This is a genomic window from Bacillus sp. FSL M8-0063 (assembly GCF_038005545.1).
GTDB classification, from domain to species: domain Bacteria; phylum Bacillota; class Bacilli; order Bacillales; family Bacillaceae_G; genus Bacillus_A; species Bacillus_A wiedmannii.
In genome coordinates, this window is the sequence record NZ_JBBOTJ010000001.1 from 2,501,554 (window position 1) to 2,516,409 (window position 14,856).

The window sequence follows — 14,856 nt, forward strand, 5'->3', positions numbered from 1 at the left end:
TGCACTTTGTATTTTACTTTCACAAAAATAAAAGCCAGTCTCAATAAAGAGAACTGACTTCTATCTAGATAACTATATCGATTAAAGAATTTTAACTTTAACAGTTTGTCTTCCCCAATTCATAGCTTTACTTTTTGAACCCATTAAAACATCAATACGATTTCCTTTAATAGCACTTCCAGTATCACCAGCAATTGCTTCGCCATAACCTTCTACCCATACTTTAGATCCTAATGGGATTACTTTCGGATCTACTGCGATAATTCTCATATTCGGATTAGCCGTTAAATCATGCCCCATCGCAGTTAAAACGCGTCCACCATATGTACCATTTTCACTTGGATCCGCAGTATATGCAGTCGCTACTACCGTTAATTCACGCTTAGCAGCCTGCGTGTTATTTTTAGACTCTTCTCTTGCTTTCGCTTCTTCCTTAGCCTTGGCTATTTCTCTTGCTTTTGCCTCTTCCTTAGCCCTTGCTATCTCTTGGGCTTTTGCTTCTTCCTTAGCCTTCGCTATTTCTTGGGCTTTCTCTTCTTCTTTAGCCTTCGCTATTTCTTGGGCTTTCTCTTCTTCTTTAGCCTTCGCTATTTCTTGGGCTTTCTCTTCTTCCTTAGCCTTCGCTATTTCTTGGGCTTTCTCTTCTTCCTTAGCCTTCGCTATTTCTTGGGCTTTCTCTTCTTCCTTAGCCTTCGCTATTTCTTGGGCTTTCTCTTCTTCCTTAGCCTTCGCTATTTCTTGGGCTTTCTCTTCTTCCTTAGCCTTCGCTATTTCTTGGGCTTTCTCTTCTTCTTTAGGCTTTACTACTTCTTGTACTTTCACTTCTTCTTTAGGCTTTACTACTTCTTGTACTTTCGCTTCTTCCTTAGGCTTTACTACTTCTTGTACTTTTACTTCTTCCTTAGGCTTTACTACTTCTTGTATTTTCGCTTCTTCCTTAGGCTTTACTACTTCTTGTACTTTCACTTCTTCCTTAGGCTTTACTACTTCTTGTACTTTCACTTCTTCCTTAGGCTTTACTATCTTTTGTGTTTTAACTTCTTCTTTAGCTTTAACCGTTTTTTGTACTTTCGCTACTTTCTTCGTTTTCTCTTCAGCTTTTTTTTCAACTGGGGCTGTACTTGATAGGAAAGAAACATTTGCATAGGCTGTTTTTCCTTTATACTCAAATTGCAGCCATCCGTCTTTTACTTGATGCGTTGATTCAATAACATCATCTTTTTTCAGTCTGCCAAGAATTTCTGATTCTGTATTCGCATCAGAACGAACATTTAACAAATTCGCTGTTACATGATACACATCTTTTGTAAACTCCGAACTAACAAACACTTCTTTACCGTTTAAATCAATTTTGGACCATCCATCTTCGGTATTTATTACTTTTAACTCTTGTCCCTCCTTTACTTTTTCGACAACTTTTGATTCCGTAGTCGGTTTTTCACGTACATTGAGTACATCTGCTGTTACGATCGTTTCTGCGATAGCAGTTGTGGTAAAAGCCCCCAATCCAAAAACAGTTGCTGTTGCTGCGCCAATTACTTTTTTCATATTAGCCTCCATTACGTTTTTTGTATTCTATGAAAAATTTCCATAAAATCAGGAAATTTCACAGTGTATCAAAACATTTGCAATAGTATATTATTACCGCTTAATATACTGTTTTTAAAACTTCCTACTTCAATATTATCAAATTCTCAATTCTAATTCTATACATTATCAATCTCCTCATCTTTTATAAACTTTTCATACTAAATAGTTGTCGCAATTCCCGCCAAAAATAAACTTACAATTGCTAATAATTTTGTTCCGACTATAGCCCCTCTTAAATGAAACTTATAATCTTTATAACCCTTCATCCCTTCTGTACTAGGAATAACAACAAATCTCGGGGTAATCCAGCAAAAGATTAGCCAATCAATTATAAACAAATCTACTAAATTGAAAATCATTAAAATACCAAAAGTATGTAAATAGGCATCAACATATAATAATTTTTCATGTTTATGTAGTATATATGTAGAAACGACAGGCGTACCGAAAAGAATAGCATTATATGCAATATTAAAGTAGATTGTTTGCTTCTTTTCATAAATCGATTTTGGAAAAACTACCTTTTGAATATCTTTCGGATATTCAGTTAAAGAAAGACGGGGATTATAATATAAAGATCCTAAAATCATTACGGATAGTACAATAGACATAATGACACCAACGTACATCATTTGCTCAAATGGATTCATATGCTTCATTCACCCTTTTCTGCATTCACTCCATAGTGCACGCACTTAATTACACATTGTATGTACGTTACTAACCAAAAATTAATAATTACCTTTAATAATCTTTTATAATTGAAATTATGATTTACGTATCATTAAACTTTTCTGAAGAACATTAAAAATTAGTTTGGAGGAGTTATTATGAAGAAACTATATTTTAATAAATTTGAACCAACAGATTTCAATTTATATTTCCAGCTCGTTTCAAATGAAGAAGTAATGGCGCAAATTACCGAACGCGCTATTCCGTTAGATGAAGCAAAAAATGACTTTACAAAGCTGTTAAAGTGCAATGAAAACCATCAACTATTCGGCTCTTATAAAGTATATGATTCTATTACAAATGAATATATTGGTCTTGGACATGTTACGGTAAACGAGGATAATGTTAAAGAAGCTGAAATTGGATATATGATTTTGCCAGAGCACTGGGGAAAAAGATATGGTAGTCCAATCGCAAAAGAATTAATGCATAATGCGGAACAGACAGATGTAATCGTTCTAAAAGCAATTATCGATCCAAATAACATCCCCTCTCGAAAAATTTTACTAAATGTCGGTTTTACATCTGAGAAAGTTTGTGAGATTGATGGATTGCCTGGGGAGATTTTTAGTACATATATTTAACAAAATAAGAAATGCTACTCTTAAACTAAAAGTAGCATCTCTTTACATATTACGTCCTATTCAATCATCGAAAGTAAAACTTTCTCAAGCTCTTTTTTAGAGAACATACTACCATTTATACAGCCATTCTCTTAATTGTACTTCATCCAAAATTACATTCTCCTCTCATAACCTTTCACACTATATTCGCCCGTTTTCTGCAAAAAGTTCATTTTACATAAAAATTTATTTATTACAATAAGAATATAATATATATTAAAAAAAGAGGTGAATTTCAAAAATGAATAAAGAGGATAAATGTCACGCTGAAAAAGCGTTAAAAAATCTCTTCATCGGATCACAAGTTGATGGATTACAATTTGGAATTTCTCCAGGCGCTATAAAGATTCATTTCACAAACTTTCACGACCCTGTTGAGTATGACGGACAATTATATATTAATATCGAATCAAAATGGTGTTTATTTAATAAACCTCAAAAAAGATACCCATTAAATGAAGATGAATTTGAGGATTATTCTGAGGAAGAAGAATATAAGAGAATATTTGAGATAAGAAGACAAAAAAAATCACTTTAACAAAACGTTTCTTTCCCAAGCTTCCAACTAAACCATCTCCCATGCCCTTCTGTTTCCCCAACCGTTTCACGATATTCGTTACCGTTAATATAATAATCAATATGAAGGTCACGATCCCACATGTTGTTATAAAGGTGGAATACATCACGTTTTGCGCCGATTTCTTGCACTTGTTTTTCTAATTTATGTTTTACTTGTTCAGGTATTTGATTTGCGACGTGTGTATGGAAAATACAGATTACAGCATCATCACTTATTTGTTCAATAATAGATGGCAATAGCTCCACACCGTCTCCTTCTATCAATTGGACAGATTCATTTTTCACTAAAGATGCTGCTTGGTCAAACATTTCAAGTCTTTCTTTATGTTCTGGCCAAATGAGTGCACGTAGCCATAAATAATCTTCATCACTATGTAAATCATTTACATGTAAGTCTAGTCCGATTCTTTCAACGACAGTTGGACTGTCTTTTAGAAAATGAGGCGCATTTTCCCCTCTTATTTCAGAAGTTACATGTACATTTGAATTTATATTTCCGTATGTTTCATCTGTTCCGTACGAATAGCTATATTGGTCCCAGAACAGTTGTAATCCAGAACTTGTCCCAATTTCAATTAACGCTAATGGCTTTTTCACTTTATTAAATATGTAACAGAAACTTGGGTATAAGTACGCACATCGCCTTACTTCATTCGTTTGAACAAGTTTTGTTTGTAACAAAGTAATGATTTCTTCTCGGTACGTTTTACAGAAATCTTTAAAATGATCAAAAGCTTGATCTAAATCCGTATTAGCATTTTCAACTAAGCTACTATAATACGTTTTTACATGATGTTCTTTCCCTGTTAGTAATAAATAATGTACGGCTCCTAATAGTAAGTTTGGGACTGGTTGACCTGCTTGAGCATAGGAAGATAGTGTTAGTACTTCCTCATCTTCAGCAATTTTTATTGATAAGTATTCATATAAGTCACTTGACCCTTTACATTCCTTTATTGAAAAATTTCAAAATAAGTTTGCGATTTGTTCTTGTGTACGCATTGGTATCACTCCTTTTTATTTCACAGAATAATCATACTATTATTAGGGGATAAAATTCCATAATAAGGTATCCTTTCTACCCATTATACGATACGTAAGCTTTTTCGAGATAATTTCGAACTGTGATTTTTTTCTATTTATCACCTTAAAAGAGCTTGTTAAATAAGATTTTTGGCGAATAAAACGTTAAATAGTTTAAAATTATCAGATAACACTAGATATTTTAGTCTATTAATTATTATAATAGAGTATGAGATGGTTATATAATTGAGACAAAAAAGGTATACACCTAGGTGGGGCCTAGGCGGTGTTTTCAATTTACGGCTTAGATAAAAAAACACCTACTCTTTTTTGCCAATATAGGGGATGGAGAGATTATCATGAGCAACATGCAGCAAAAAACAGACGTTATCTTAATTGGTGCAGGAATTATGAGTGCAACGTTAGGCTCATTACTAAAAGAATTAGCACCTGAATGGAAAATTAAAGTTTTTGAAAAACTCGCAAGTGCCGGGGAAGAAAGCTCTAATGAATGGAATAATGCAGGTACAGGGCATTCTGCGCTATGCGAACTGAACTATACTTCCGAAAAATCTGACGGATCTATAGATATTAGTAAGGCTGTAAAAGTGAATGAGCAATTCCAGCTTTCAAGACAATTTTGGGCATATCTTGTAAAAAGCAAATTAATTCGTAATCCACAAGATTTTATTATGCCTCTACCTCATATGAGTTTAGTACAAGGCGAAAAAAATGTTGAGTTTCTAAAAAACCGTTTTGAAGCGCTTTCAAAAAATCCACTGTTTCAAGGAATGGAATTTTCCGATGCTCCTGAAACATTAAAAAAATGGCTTCCACTCATTATGGAAGGACGTACACCTAACGAACCAATGGCTGCAACGAAGATTGACTCTGGAACAGACGTTAACTTCGGTGCATTAACTCGTATGTTGTTTGATTACTTACAAACGAAAAATGTCGAGCTAAACTACAAACATAGTGTCGAAAATATTAAACGTACGAAGAATGGTTTGTGGGAAGTGAAAGTACACGATATGAATAGTGGTAAAATTGAGCATCATACTGCAAAATTCGTCTTTATCGGCGGCGGTGGTGGTAGTCTACCTCTACTTCAAAAGACTGGCATTCCTGAATCAAAACATATCGGTGGATTCCCAGTAAGCGGACTATTTATGGTATGTAAAAACCAAAAAGTTGTAGAGCAACATCATGCAAAAGTATACGGTAAAGCTAAGGTTGGCGCTCCGCCAATGTCTGTTCCTCACCTTGATACGAGATATATAGACAATAAAAAAGCTTTACTATTTGGACCGTTCGCAGGGTTCTCTCCTAAGTTCTTAAAAACTGGCTCAAACCTTGACTTAATTGGCTCTGTAAAACCAAATAACGTCTTAACGATGTTAGCAGCTGGTGTAAAAGAAATGGGACTAACAAAATACTTAATTCAGCAAGTTATGTTATCGCACGAAAAACGTATGGAAGAATTACGCGAATTCATTCCGAACGCGAAAAGTGATGACTGGGATATTGTAGTTGCTGGGCAACGTGTGCAAGTAATTAAAGACACTGATGCTGGCGGTAAAGGCACACTTCAATTCGGTACAGAAGTTGTAAGTGCAGCTGACGGTTCAATCGCTGCATTACTAGGCGCTTCACCAGGTGCTTCTACTGCTGTTCACGTCATGCTTGAAGTATTAGAAAAATGTTTCCCAAGTCGTATGGTAGAATGGGAAGGAAAAATAAAAGAAATGATCCCTTCTTACGGCATTTCACTAACTGAAAATCCAAGATTGTTCCAAGACCTTCACACTTCTACTGGTCGTACGCTTGGATTAAATGAAAAAGAAACGGTTCATAATTAAAGAAGAAATTAAAAAACGTCCGATATATTCGGACGTTTTTTTGTTACTAAAAATTATATTTATCAATATTCTCTTTCGTAAATACAACTCGTTCTGGCAATACAATAATTCCATTTCCTTCTGCTTCATAATCATAACCTTGGATGGAATTTGGCTCTACTTTCACTGTTCCGATTCCTTTTACTTCAAAGCTATCCCCTACTTTTAACTTCTTCCCTTTTACAACGATTTCATTTGCAACATACGTAGCGAGTGCGCCTTGCTGTTTTACATCCCATAATCCAAATTGTTGTACCGTTCCTCGTTTTACGTAATCACGCATAACGTTTGGTGTAGAGAAGCCAGTTACGGCTACTTTTTTATCCATTTTTAAGTTTTCAGCTGCTTGTGCCATTGCCGGAAGTGCTGTTGCATCTGGGCAAATAACCGCATTAATATCAGGATACGTTTTTAATATGTTTTCCCCTACTGATAAAGATTTTTGCGCATTATTTTCACCGTACTGCGTCGTTACAATTTCCCAGTTTGGATATTTCTTTTTAATAATTTCTTTCGCTTTCGTTACCCATTGGTTTTGATCCGTTACAGTCGGGCTAGAATAAAAGAATGCTACTTTTCCTTTATCACCAATTTGTTTGGAAGTCATTTCAATTAATAAATTAGCAAGTTGGTCTGGTGTACCTTGGCTTATATAAAATGAACGGTCTTTCGGATTCACATCTGAGTCCCATGTTAACACCGTCATCCCTTTTTCCTTAGCACGTTGCAGTGATTGTGATAGTCCATCTACTGAAGTAGAAGAGACCATAAGTGCATCATAGTTTTGGTTAATAAAATTGTTTATATATTTCACTTGGCCTGATACGCTTGCTTCAGACGGCCCATCATATTTCACTTGTACGCCTAGCTTATCTCCCATCTCTTTTGCTCCTTCACCGCCCGATGTAAAGAAGCCAACTCCAGTTAGTTTCGGAATGAATGCAAATTTCACATCATCTGCTTTTTTCTTATCTGCCGTTTGGCTAGAACAAGCTATTAAACCGATTAAACAAATGCATACAATGAATACAATCCCTAGTTTTCTCTTCATGACATTTCCCCCTTATGCAAGTTCTTTCTTTTCCACGGTGTGAATTGATGTAATTTGAAATGTCTCATAATTACTGAAAGAATAAGAATAATACCAATTACTACGTTGGATTGTTCATTTGTTAAACCCGTCATTTGCAAGCCATACTGCATTACCCCTATAAAAATACTCGCCAGTACGGTACCGATAATGCTTCCTTTTCCCCCTGTAATAAGTGTCCCGCCTAATAAGACTGCTGTAATAATTGGTAAAATCGTTTCACTCCCCATATCTGCACGTGCGGAACCGAAATATGCAGTTAAGAAGGTGCCACCTAATCCACCTCCTAATCCGGAAAGTATGTAAGCGATGATAACTACTTTTTTCGTTTTGATCCCGGTGTATTTTGCTGCGTTTTCGTTCGCTCCTGTTAATTTTACGTGGCGCCCATATACAGTTCGGTGAAATAATAAAGTACATAAAACTGTTAATACGATTAGTATCCATAATAAATTCGGTATCCCTATAAAACTACCATTTGCCAGTTGTACAAATGCTTCAGGTATACCACTTATCCCTTCATATCCTGAAGTACCTGCCCCTCCTGAAATAACGAGTGCAATTCCGCCGTATAAAAACATCGTTCCGAGTGTAACGACAAGTGGCTCTACATCTGTCCTTTTTATAATAATTCCGTTTAAAGCTCCTGCTAAGCAACTAATTATTAGGGCTATTATGACAGCAAACAAAATAGGTATTCCGTTCATCCAAAGCACACCGATCAAGATTGAAGTAAGCCCCATTATTGAGCCAACCGATACGTCAATTCCTCCTGTTACAATAACGAAAGTCATTGGTATCGCCGCGATTGCTATAAATAGGAAATCATTTGTACTAAAAAGGAGATTACTAATATTTAAGAAATCACTACTTACAAAACTAAAGAGAATGAATTCTATAAGAAGTAATACAATTAGAACACCTTCCCATCTGTATAAATACTTCATAGATTCATCCTCCTTTCTGCCTTCCACTTTTTCATAACACTATCTAATATGACGATTAGTAATAATAAAAAACCTGAAATAGCATTATTCCAAAATGCTGGTATTTTTAAAAAGACGAGTGAACTACTTATCACCTCTAAAAATAAAGCTCCTAATGCAGCTCCAACTATAGAACCCGTTCCTCCTTTTAAATGAATTCCTCCAAGTACCGCAGCTGCGATAACCTGTAATTCTATCCCTGTTCCTGTTTGATTTGGAACGAACCCGATATTCATAACAAATATACAACCAGCGAGTGCAGCGCTTATACCCGATATAATAAACGCATATATCTTTACTTTATTAACAGGTATACCAATGAGTCTCGCGCCATCTTCATTATCACCTACCGCATAAAAGTATCTTCCGAATGGCACTTTCCTTAAAAAAAAGTATAGTAGTAGTAAAATAATAAGAACAACCCATACAATTATCGGCAAACCAAGTATGACGATAGATGACAGTTGCTTAAAATCGTTTGGTATATCTTCAATCCACTTTCCGCCTGTGAAAATTAACATCGCACCTCTAATGACCCCTAACATACCTAATGTCATGATAATAGCTGGTACCCGAAACTTTGCAACGCCAATCCCGTTTGCGAACCCGATAATAGCTCCAAGTAAAATAGCAGCTGTAATAGACAAGAATGCATTATATCCATCCGATAACAACATCCCGCAAACCGCTGCGCTTAATCCCATAATTGAACCAACTGATACGTCTATATTTTTCGTAAATAAGACGAACGATTGGCCAATTGCTAGCACGACTAAAATAACGCTTGATTTCATCATTAAAGATAACGAGTTAAGCTGAACGAAACTTGGATTTATCATTCCGACAATGGCAATGTAAATTAGTAATAACAGTATGATAGAGGTTTCGTGCATTTTATACATACGTTTCATTCCGTTACACCTCCATATGCTAGACGTGTAACTTCTTCTACATTTATTTGTTCTTTCTCCAGATGAGAAACAAATTGTCCATTTCGCATTACATATACACGGTTTACTAATTGAACAATTTCTTCAATATCTGAAGAGATTAATAATATTGCGAGTCCTTCCCTTTTCATTTTTTCTATCGTTTCATATACTTCAAGCCTTGCTTTCGCATCAATTCCGCGAGTCGGTTCATCAAGAATAATAATTTTCGGATTACACGCAAGATATTTTGCAAGCACGACTTTTTGCTGATTACCTCCTGATAAAGATGCTAGTACTTCATCCATACTTCGTGCAACAATTCGAAACTGTTCTATATACGACTTCACTAAAGCGCTTTCTTTTTCTTGGTTAATGAAAAAACGACTATTTTGATGTAAACTTGCTGCAGTCATATTTTCTTTAACCGATGCAATTGAAAAAATACCATTTCTTGCTCTATCCTCTGGCACATAAACTAGTCCTTCGCTTAGTCTTTTATGCAAAGAGTATGAATCAATTGATTTTCCTTCTAATAAAATAGAACCTGATTTTATAGATTTCAATCCAAAAATCGCTTCTGCTAATTCAGTTCTACCTGATCCAACAATGCCAGCAATACCTACAATCTCACCAGTATGTACAGTGAATGAAATGTTTTCGAATGCATGACTCGTTACATCAGTTACTTCTAATATTTTTTTCGTTTCTTTTGACTTTCGCACTATTTCTCTTTTCTCTTCTTGTTTATACCCTTTTGGCAATAATCCCTCCATCAACATGTCATATGTATAGTCACATACATCCCCTTGGCTTACAATCATTCCATCTCGTAATATCGCCACTTTATTAGCAATTTCAAAGATTTCTGGAAAGCGATGCGTAATATATATCATCCCAATTCCTTTTTCTTGCAAACTTTTCATCAGCACAAAAAGATTCTTCATTTCGTGAGTTGTTAATGTCGATGTTGGCTCATCTAAAATCAGAATCTCGGCTTCTCTTATTAATCCCCTAACGATTTCTACTAATTGTTGCTGCGCAACGGATAGTGATCCCCCTAGTTCTTTAAGATCAATCCCCCATCCTAAACTGTTAATCAATTGCTTGATTTTTACTTTTAATTCCTTTTTCTTTCCTTTTAGTCCGATACATATATTTTCTTCAATGGTCATATGCGGGAAAATGAGCGGTTCTTGTGGTATTAAATACATACTATTTCGGTGTGCTTCTGATGGATTTGAAAACTGTTTCCTCATTCCTTTTACATACATTTCTCCACTATCATACGAATATAAACCCGTTAATATTTTCATTAATGTTGATTTTCCAGCACCATTTCCCCCAACTAAAGCGTATATATCTCCACACTCTACTTGTAAATTCACTTCTTTTAGTACAAGTTGATTTGAAAACGACTTACTCATTTTTTTTACTTGTAATAAGGGCACTTTCTCCACATGATGTCACCTGCCTTTATGCAGAACATTTTTTGAGAAAATGATTATTTGTTCTACTTGTTTTGTAGCATTGTATATTCCTTTTTTCATATCTAGAACACTTTTTTCACCAGACTATTCATCGTTTCAACTGGAATAAACAAAATATACGGCACATATGTTTAAGCAGTGGTCAATTGTTGAAAGGGATGAAGAGTATGACACAGCTGAACTTTGAAGAGAATTTATTAACGAAAGTAGCTTGGTACTATTATAAAGATCAATTAACACAACAGGAGATCGCTTCACTTCTTCATATTTCAAGAAATAAAGTCGTCCGGTTATTAGATAAGGCGCGCAGTGAAGGTATCGTTACATTTCACGTAAAAGGGACTGGTTTTCACTGTTTAAGTATTGAACGTGACTTAATGAAAAAATTCCATTTAAAAGATGCTTTCATTATCCCTACTCCAATAGACAATTATCACGCTTCTCTCGGAAATGCTGCTGCACAGTATTTAGAAAATCAGCTCCAACAAGGCGATTTACTCGGCATTGGATGGGGTGAAACAATTAGCAAAATGCTAGAAAACATTCATTTTGAAACTTCCATTAATCTTTCAATCGTAACGCTAACAGGCGGAGTAAATCACTATCTCCCGAGAAAACAAAACTATTTACACTACATGCAAGGCGATCTTCATATTATCCCTACACCGTTTCTAGCATCTACAACCGAAATGGCACAAAGTATTCTATCAGAACCGAGTGTCAAAGATATGCTTCATGTCGCTTCACTTGCTCATACAGCTATTGTTGGTATTGGAGGATTATCTCAAGACGCTACGATTGTAAAAGAAGAAAAATTAACGCTACGTGAAATGACATATATTCGTAGCCAACACGGCGCTGGTGATATTTTAGGACAGTTTTATAATACGAATGGTGATTTATTACATCTTCCGCATCACAACCGCCTAATTGGTACGCCACTCTCTATCCTTCGCAAAATGAAGCATGTCGTTGGTGTTGCTGGTGGTACAGAAAAAATAGACGCCATTTACGGAGCTTTAAAGGGGAGATTTATTCATACATTAATTACCGATGAGGAAACTGCCCTCTCCTTATTACGAAAGGATGGTGAGTGTTAATGTCTCATTTATTAGCTTTCGATGCTGGTACAGGAAGCATTCGAGCTGTTCTTTTTGATTTACTAGGTAATCAAATTGCGGTCAGTCAAAAAGAATGGGTTCATAAAACGGATCCTCGTTATCCAGGCTCTATGAATTTTGATGTAAAAGAAAACTGGCACCTTGTACAACAATGTACGAAAGAAGTTTTACAAAGAAGTAATGTCTCTCCCTCTTCTATTCAAGCTATTAGCGCTACTAGTATGCGAGAAGGTTTTGTTTTATATGATAAAGGTGGGCAAGAAATATGGGCTTGTGCAAATGTTGATGGGCGCGCATCTGCTGAAGTTAGTGAACTAAAAGAAATTCGGTCACATCTGGAAGAAGATTTATATACAAGATCTGGGCAAACTTTTTCATTAGGTGCTTTACCTCGCCTACTTTGGATTAAAAAACATGAACCAGACGTCTATAGCAATATTCATTCTTTTACGATGTTAAACGATTGGATTTTATATAAATTAAGCGGCGTACTGCAAATCGACCCCTCAAACGGTTGTACGTCCGGTATTTTTAACTTACAAAATAGAGTGTGGGATAACGATGTCGCTAAAGAATGCGGTCTAGCTTTACCATTTTCACCAACAGTAAATGAAGCTGGTACAGTAATTGGCACCGTCACAAAAGAGTGTGCAGCATTAACTGGATTACGTGAAGGAATTCCTGTCGTCGCCGGGGGCGGAGATGCACAAATGGCATCACTTGGAACAGGAGTCGTGAAACCTTATCAAACGTTAGTATGCGGAGGCAGTTTTTGGCAGCAAGAAGTGAATGTTACAGAACCAATAACGGATCCATATGCTGCGATTCGGGTAAATTGTCACGTCGCACCTAACCTATGGCAATATGAAACGATTGCCTTTTTCCCAGGCCTTGTTATGCGATGGTTTCGAGACGCTTTTTGCCAAGAGGAAAAGAAACTTGCTGACAAACTTGGTGTAGATGCTTATGAATTATTAGAAGAACAAGCGAAAGACGTACCTGTCGGTTCACATGGCATTATCCCTACTTTTTCAAACGTTATGAACTATATTTCTTGGCGTCATGCCGCACCTTCTTTTTTAAATTTAAGTTTAGACGCTGACAAATGCGGCAAAAAAGAACTGTTCCGTGCTATTGAGGAAAATGCTGCCTTCGTTACACTTGGTAACTTAAAATTAATAGAAAATCTCACAGGGACATTCCCTTCTGAAGTCGTGTTTGCTGGCGGTGCCGCTAAAGGAAAACTATGGCCACAAATTCTATCAGACGTACTCGGTATCCCAGTAAAAGTACCAGTTGTAAAAGAAGCAGCTGCTTTAGGAACTGCGATTGCTGCCGGAGTTGGTGCTGGCATATATTCATCTATGGCAGAAACTGCCGAACAGTTTGTACAGTGGGAGCACACATTCGAACCAATTACTGAAAATCACGAACTATATAAAGAGTTCTATGAAACATGGAAAACTGTATATGACAGTCAGCTTGCTTTAGCTGATATAGGGCTCACCTCACATATGTGGATTGCGCCTGGTGCACTGTAACAGATTACATTACATAAAGGAGTGAAATGTATGTTAAAAGTGAATGAAAATGATTTCTCCTATCGCTTCGGTGATAACGGGCCGAAATATTTAATACAAGGTCCGAATATTGATCTTGGCCTTGTTGTCATTCAGCCTGGGCAGGAGTTTCAAAATCACTTTCATACGACGTGCGAGGAAGTCTTTTATGCATTAGAAGGTGAAATTGATTTCTATGTGAATAACGAAAGAGTTCCGATTAAACAAGGCGATGTATTGCAAGTTCGTCCTCATGAATCTCACTATCTTATTAACCATTCTGATAAACCTTTTAAAGCAGTTTTTATAAAGTCACCACATTTACCAAATAAAGATACGGTACAAACGGAAAATCCAACATTAACGAAGGAGTGATTTCAAATGACTTGGGGATTTAAAAATCGATTAAACACAATCTTACCTGATGGCAGAGCGGTTATGTTAGCGATAGATCACGGCTACTTTTTAGGACCAATTCACGGCCTAGAACAACCGCTGGAAACGGTTAAAAACTTACTTCCTTATACAGATTCCCTCTTTTTGACGCGTGGTGTACTTAGCTCTTGTATTCCTGAAAACTGTAGCACACCGATGGTTATGCGTGTTTCAGGTGGAGCTACTGTCGTCGGTAAAGATTTAGCGAATGAAACAATTGTTACACCTGTAAAAGAAGCAGTAAAACAAAATGCAATTGGCGTCGGCGTTTCAGTTTTCGTCGGATCCGACTATGAAACACAAACAGTTTCAAATCTCGCAAATGTAGTTTCAGAAGCTCACGATTACGGTCTGCCAGTACTCGGCATTACCGCTGTTGCAAAAGAACTACAAAAACGTGAAGCTCGCTTTCTAGCACTTGCTTCCCGCGTATGCGTTGAAATGGGAGCTGACATTATTAAAACGTATTACTGCGAAGGATTCGAAAAAATTACAAGCACTTGCCCTGCCCCAGTCGTCATCGCTGGCGGACCAAAATTAGACTCAATTGAAGACGCATTAAACATTACGTACAATGCACTGCAAGAAGGTGCAATCGGAGTAGACATGGGCCGAAATATTTGGCAATCTGAACATCCTGCTGCGATGATTCAAGCAATTCATGGTATCGTGAAGAATGGATTGAATGTGAAAGAGGCACTCCAATTATACGAAGATGTAAAAAATTAAAATAAACGACAGACTATTACACTTAAATATATACAAAATCAATACTTACTATAAGAAAAAGCCTCTATG

Annotated in this window: 13 protein-coding genes and 1 pseudogene; 7 read left to right on the forward strand and 7 right to left on the reverse strand. The window is 36.3% G+C overall.

Translation table 11 applies throughout. The features are described from left to right. Positions 1-81: 81 nt before the first annotated feature. Positions 82-1,548, reverse strand: coding sequence for a cell wall-binding protein EntB (entB, locus tag MKX31_RS12650; RefSeq protein ID WP_340980935.1), 1,467 nt, complete (start codon positions 1,546-1,548; stop codon positions 82-84). Between the two features lie 200 nt (positions 1,549-1,748). Further along, on the reverse strand, positions 1,749-2,240 hold the full coding sequence (locus MKX31_RS12655; RefSeq protein ID WP_340980936.1) for a nitroreductase: 492 nt from the start codon (positions 2,238-2,240) through the stop codon (positions 1,749-1,751). Positions 2,241-2,420: 180 nt separating this feature from the next. On the opposite strand from MKX31_RS12655, the gene MKX31_RS12660 reads away from it, so the two are divergent. Beyond that, a complete protein-coding gene (locus MKX31_RS12660) occupies positions 2,421-2,906 on the forward strand; it encodes a GNAT family N-acetyltransferase (RefSeq protein ID WP_340980937.1) in 486 nt (161 codons plus the stop codon). 280 nt (positions 2,907-3,186) lie between these two features. After that, positions 3,187-3,471, forward strand: a pseudogene (locus MKX31_RS12665) (hypothetical protein); the annotation flags it as partial. An 8-nt stretch (positions 3,472-3,479) separates the two neighbouring features. Here MKX31_RS12665 and MKX31_RS12670 read toward each other — a convergent pair. After that, positions 3,480-4,481, reverse strand: coding sequence for a DUF2332 domain-containing protein (locus MKX31_RS12670; protein ID WP_240368884.1), 1,002 nt, complete (start codon positions 4,479-4,481; stop codon positions 3,480-3,482). A 425-nt stretch (positions 4,482-4,906) separates the two neighbouring features. Here MKX31_RS12670 and MKX31_RS12675 point away from each other — a divergent pair, with 425 nt between their 5' ends. Then, on the forward strand, positions 4,907-6,409 hold the full coding sequence (locus tag MKX31_RS12675) for a malate:quinone oxidoreductase (RefSeq protein WP_340980938.1): 1,503 nt from the start codon (positions 4,907-4,909) through the stop codon (positions 6,407-6,409). Between the two features lie 46 nt (positions 6,410-6,455). Here MKX31_RS12675 and lsrB read toward each other — a convergent pair whose 3' ends face one another. The 4 genes from lsrB to MKX31_RS12695 are packed head-to-tail and all read right to left on the reverse strand — an operon-like array spanning position 6,456 to position 10,913. Next, a complete protein-coding gene (gene lsrB, locus MKX31_RS12680; protein WP_064475617.1) occupies positions 6,456-7,499 on the reverse strand; it encodes an autoinducer 2 ABC transporter substrate-binding protein LsrB in 1,044 nt (347 codons plus the stop codon). Beyond that, complete coding sequence (locus tag MKX31_RS12685; protein WP_064475618.1) at positions 7,496-8,485, reverse strand: ABC transporter permease; 990 nt, start codon at positions 8,483-8,485, stop codon at positions 7,496-7,498. The genes lsrB and MKX31_RS12685 overlap by 4 nt, the downstream gene beginning before the upstream one ends. Beyond that, positions 8,482-9,435, reverse strand: coding sequence for an ABC transporter permease subunit (locus tag MKX31_RS12690; RefSeq protein WP_064475619.1), 954 nt, complete (start codon positions 9,433-9,435; stop codon positions 8,482-8,484). Before MKX31_RS12690 ends, MKX31_RS12685 begins: the two co-directional genes overlap by 4 nt. Beyond that, a complete protein-coding gene (locus MKX31_RS12695) occupies positions 9,432-10,913 on the reverse strand; it encodes a sugar ABC transporter ATP-binding protein (protein ID WP_098111880.1) in 1,482 nt (493 codons plus the stop codon). Before MKX31_RS12695 ends, MKX31_RS12690 begins: the two co-directional genes overlap by 4 nt. A 197-nt stretch (positions 10,914-11,110) precedes the next feature. Here MKX31_RS12695 and MKX31_RS12700 point away from each other — a divergent pair, with 197 nt between their 5' ends. Genes MKX31_RS12700 through lsrF form a run of 4 tightly spaced genes read left to right on the forward strand, consistent with a single transcriptional unit; the run spans position 11,111 to position 14,787 of the window. After that, complete coding sequence (locus MKX31_RS12700) at positions 11,111-12,043, forward strand: sugar-binding transcriptional regulator (RefSeq protein ID WP_340980939.1); 933 nt, start codon at positions 11,111-11,113, stop codon at positions 12,041-12,043. After that, positions 12,043-13,605, forward strand: coding sequence for an autoinducer-2 kinase (lsrK, locus tag MKX31_RS12705; protein ID WP_064475622.1), 1,563 nt, complete (start codon positions 12,043-12,045; stop codon positions 13,603-13,605). The genes MKX31_RS12700 and lsrK overlap by 1 nt, the downstream gene beginning before the upstream one ends. Positions 13,606-13,635: 30 nt before the next feature. Next, positions 13,636-13,998, forward strand: coding sequence for a cupin domain-containing protein (locus MKX31_RS12710; protein ID WP_064475623.1), 363 nt, complete (start codon positions 13,636-13,638; stop codon positions 13,996-13,998). A 6-nt stretch (positions 13,999-14,004) separates the two neighbouring features. After that, positions 14,005-14,787, forward strand: a complete 783-nt coding sequence (gene lsrF, locus MKX31_RS12715) for a 3-hydroxy-5-phosphonooxypentane-2,4-dione thiolase (protein ID WP_000219778.1) — start codon at positions 14,005-14,007, stop codon at positions 14,785-14,787. Positions 14,788-14,856 lie beyond the last annotated feature (69 nt).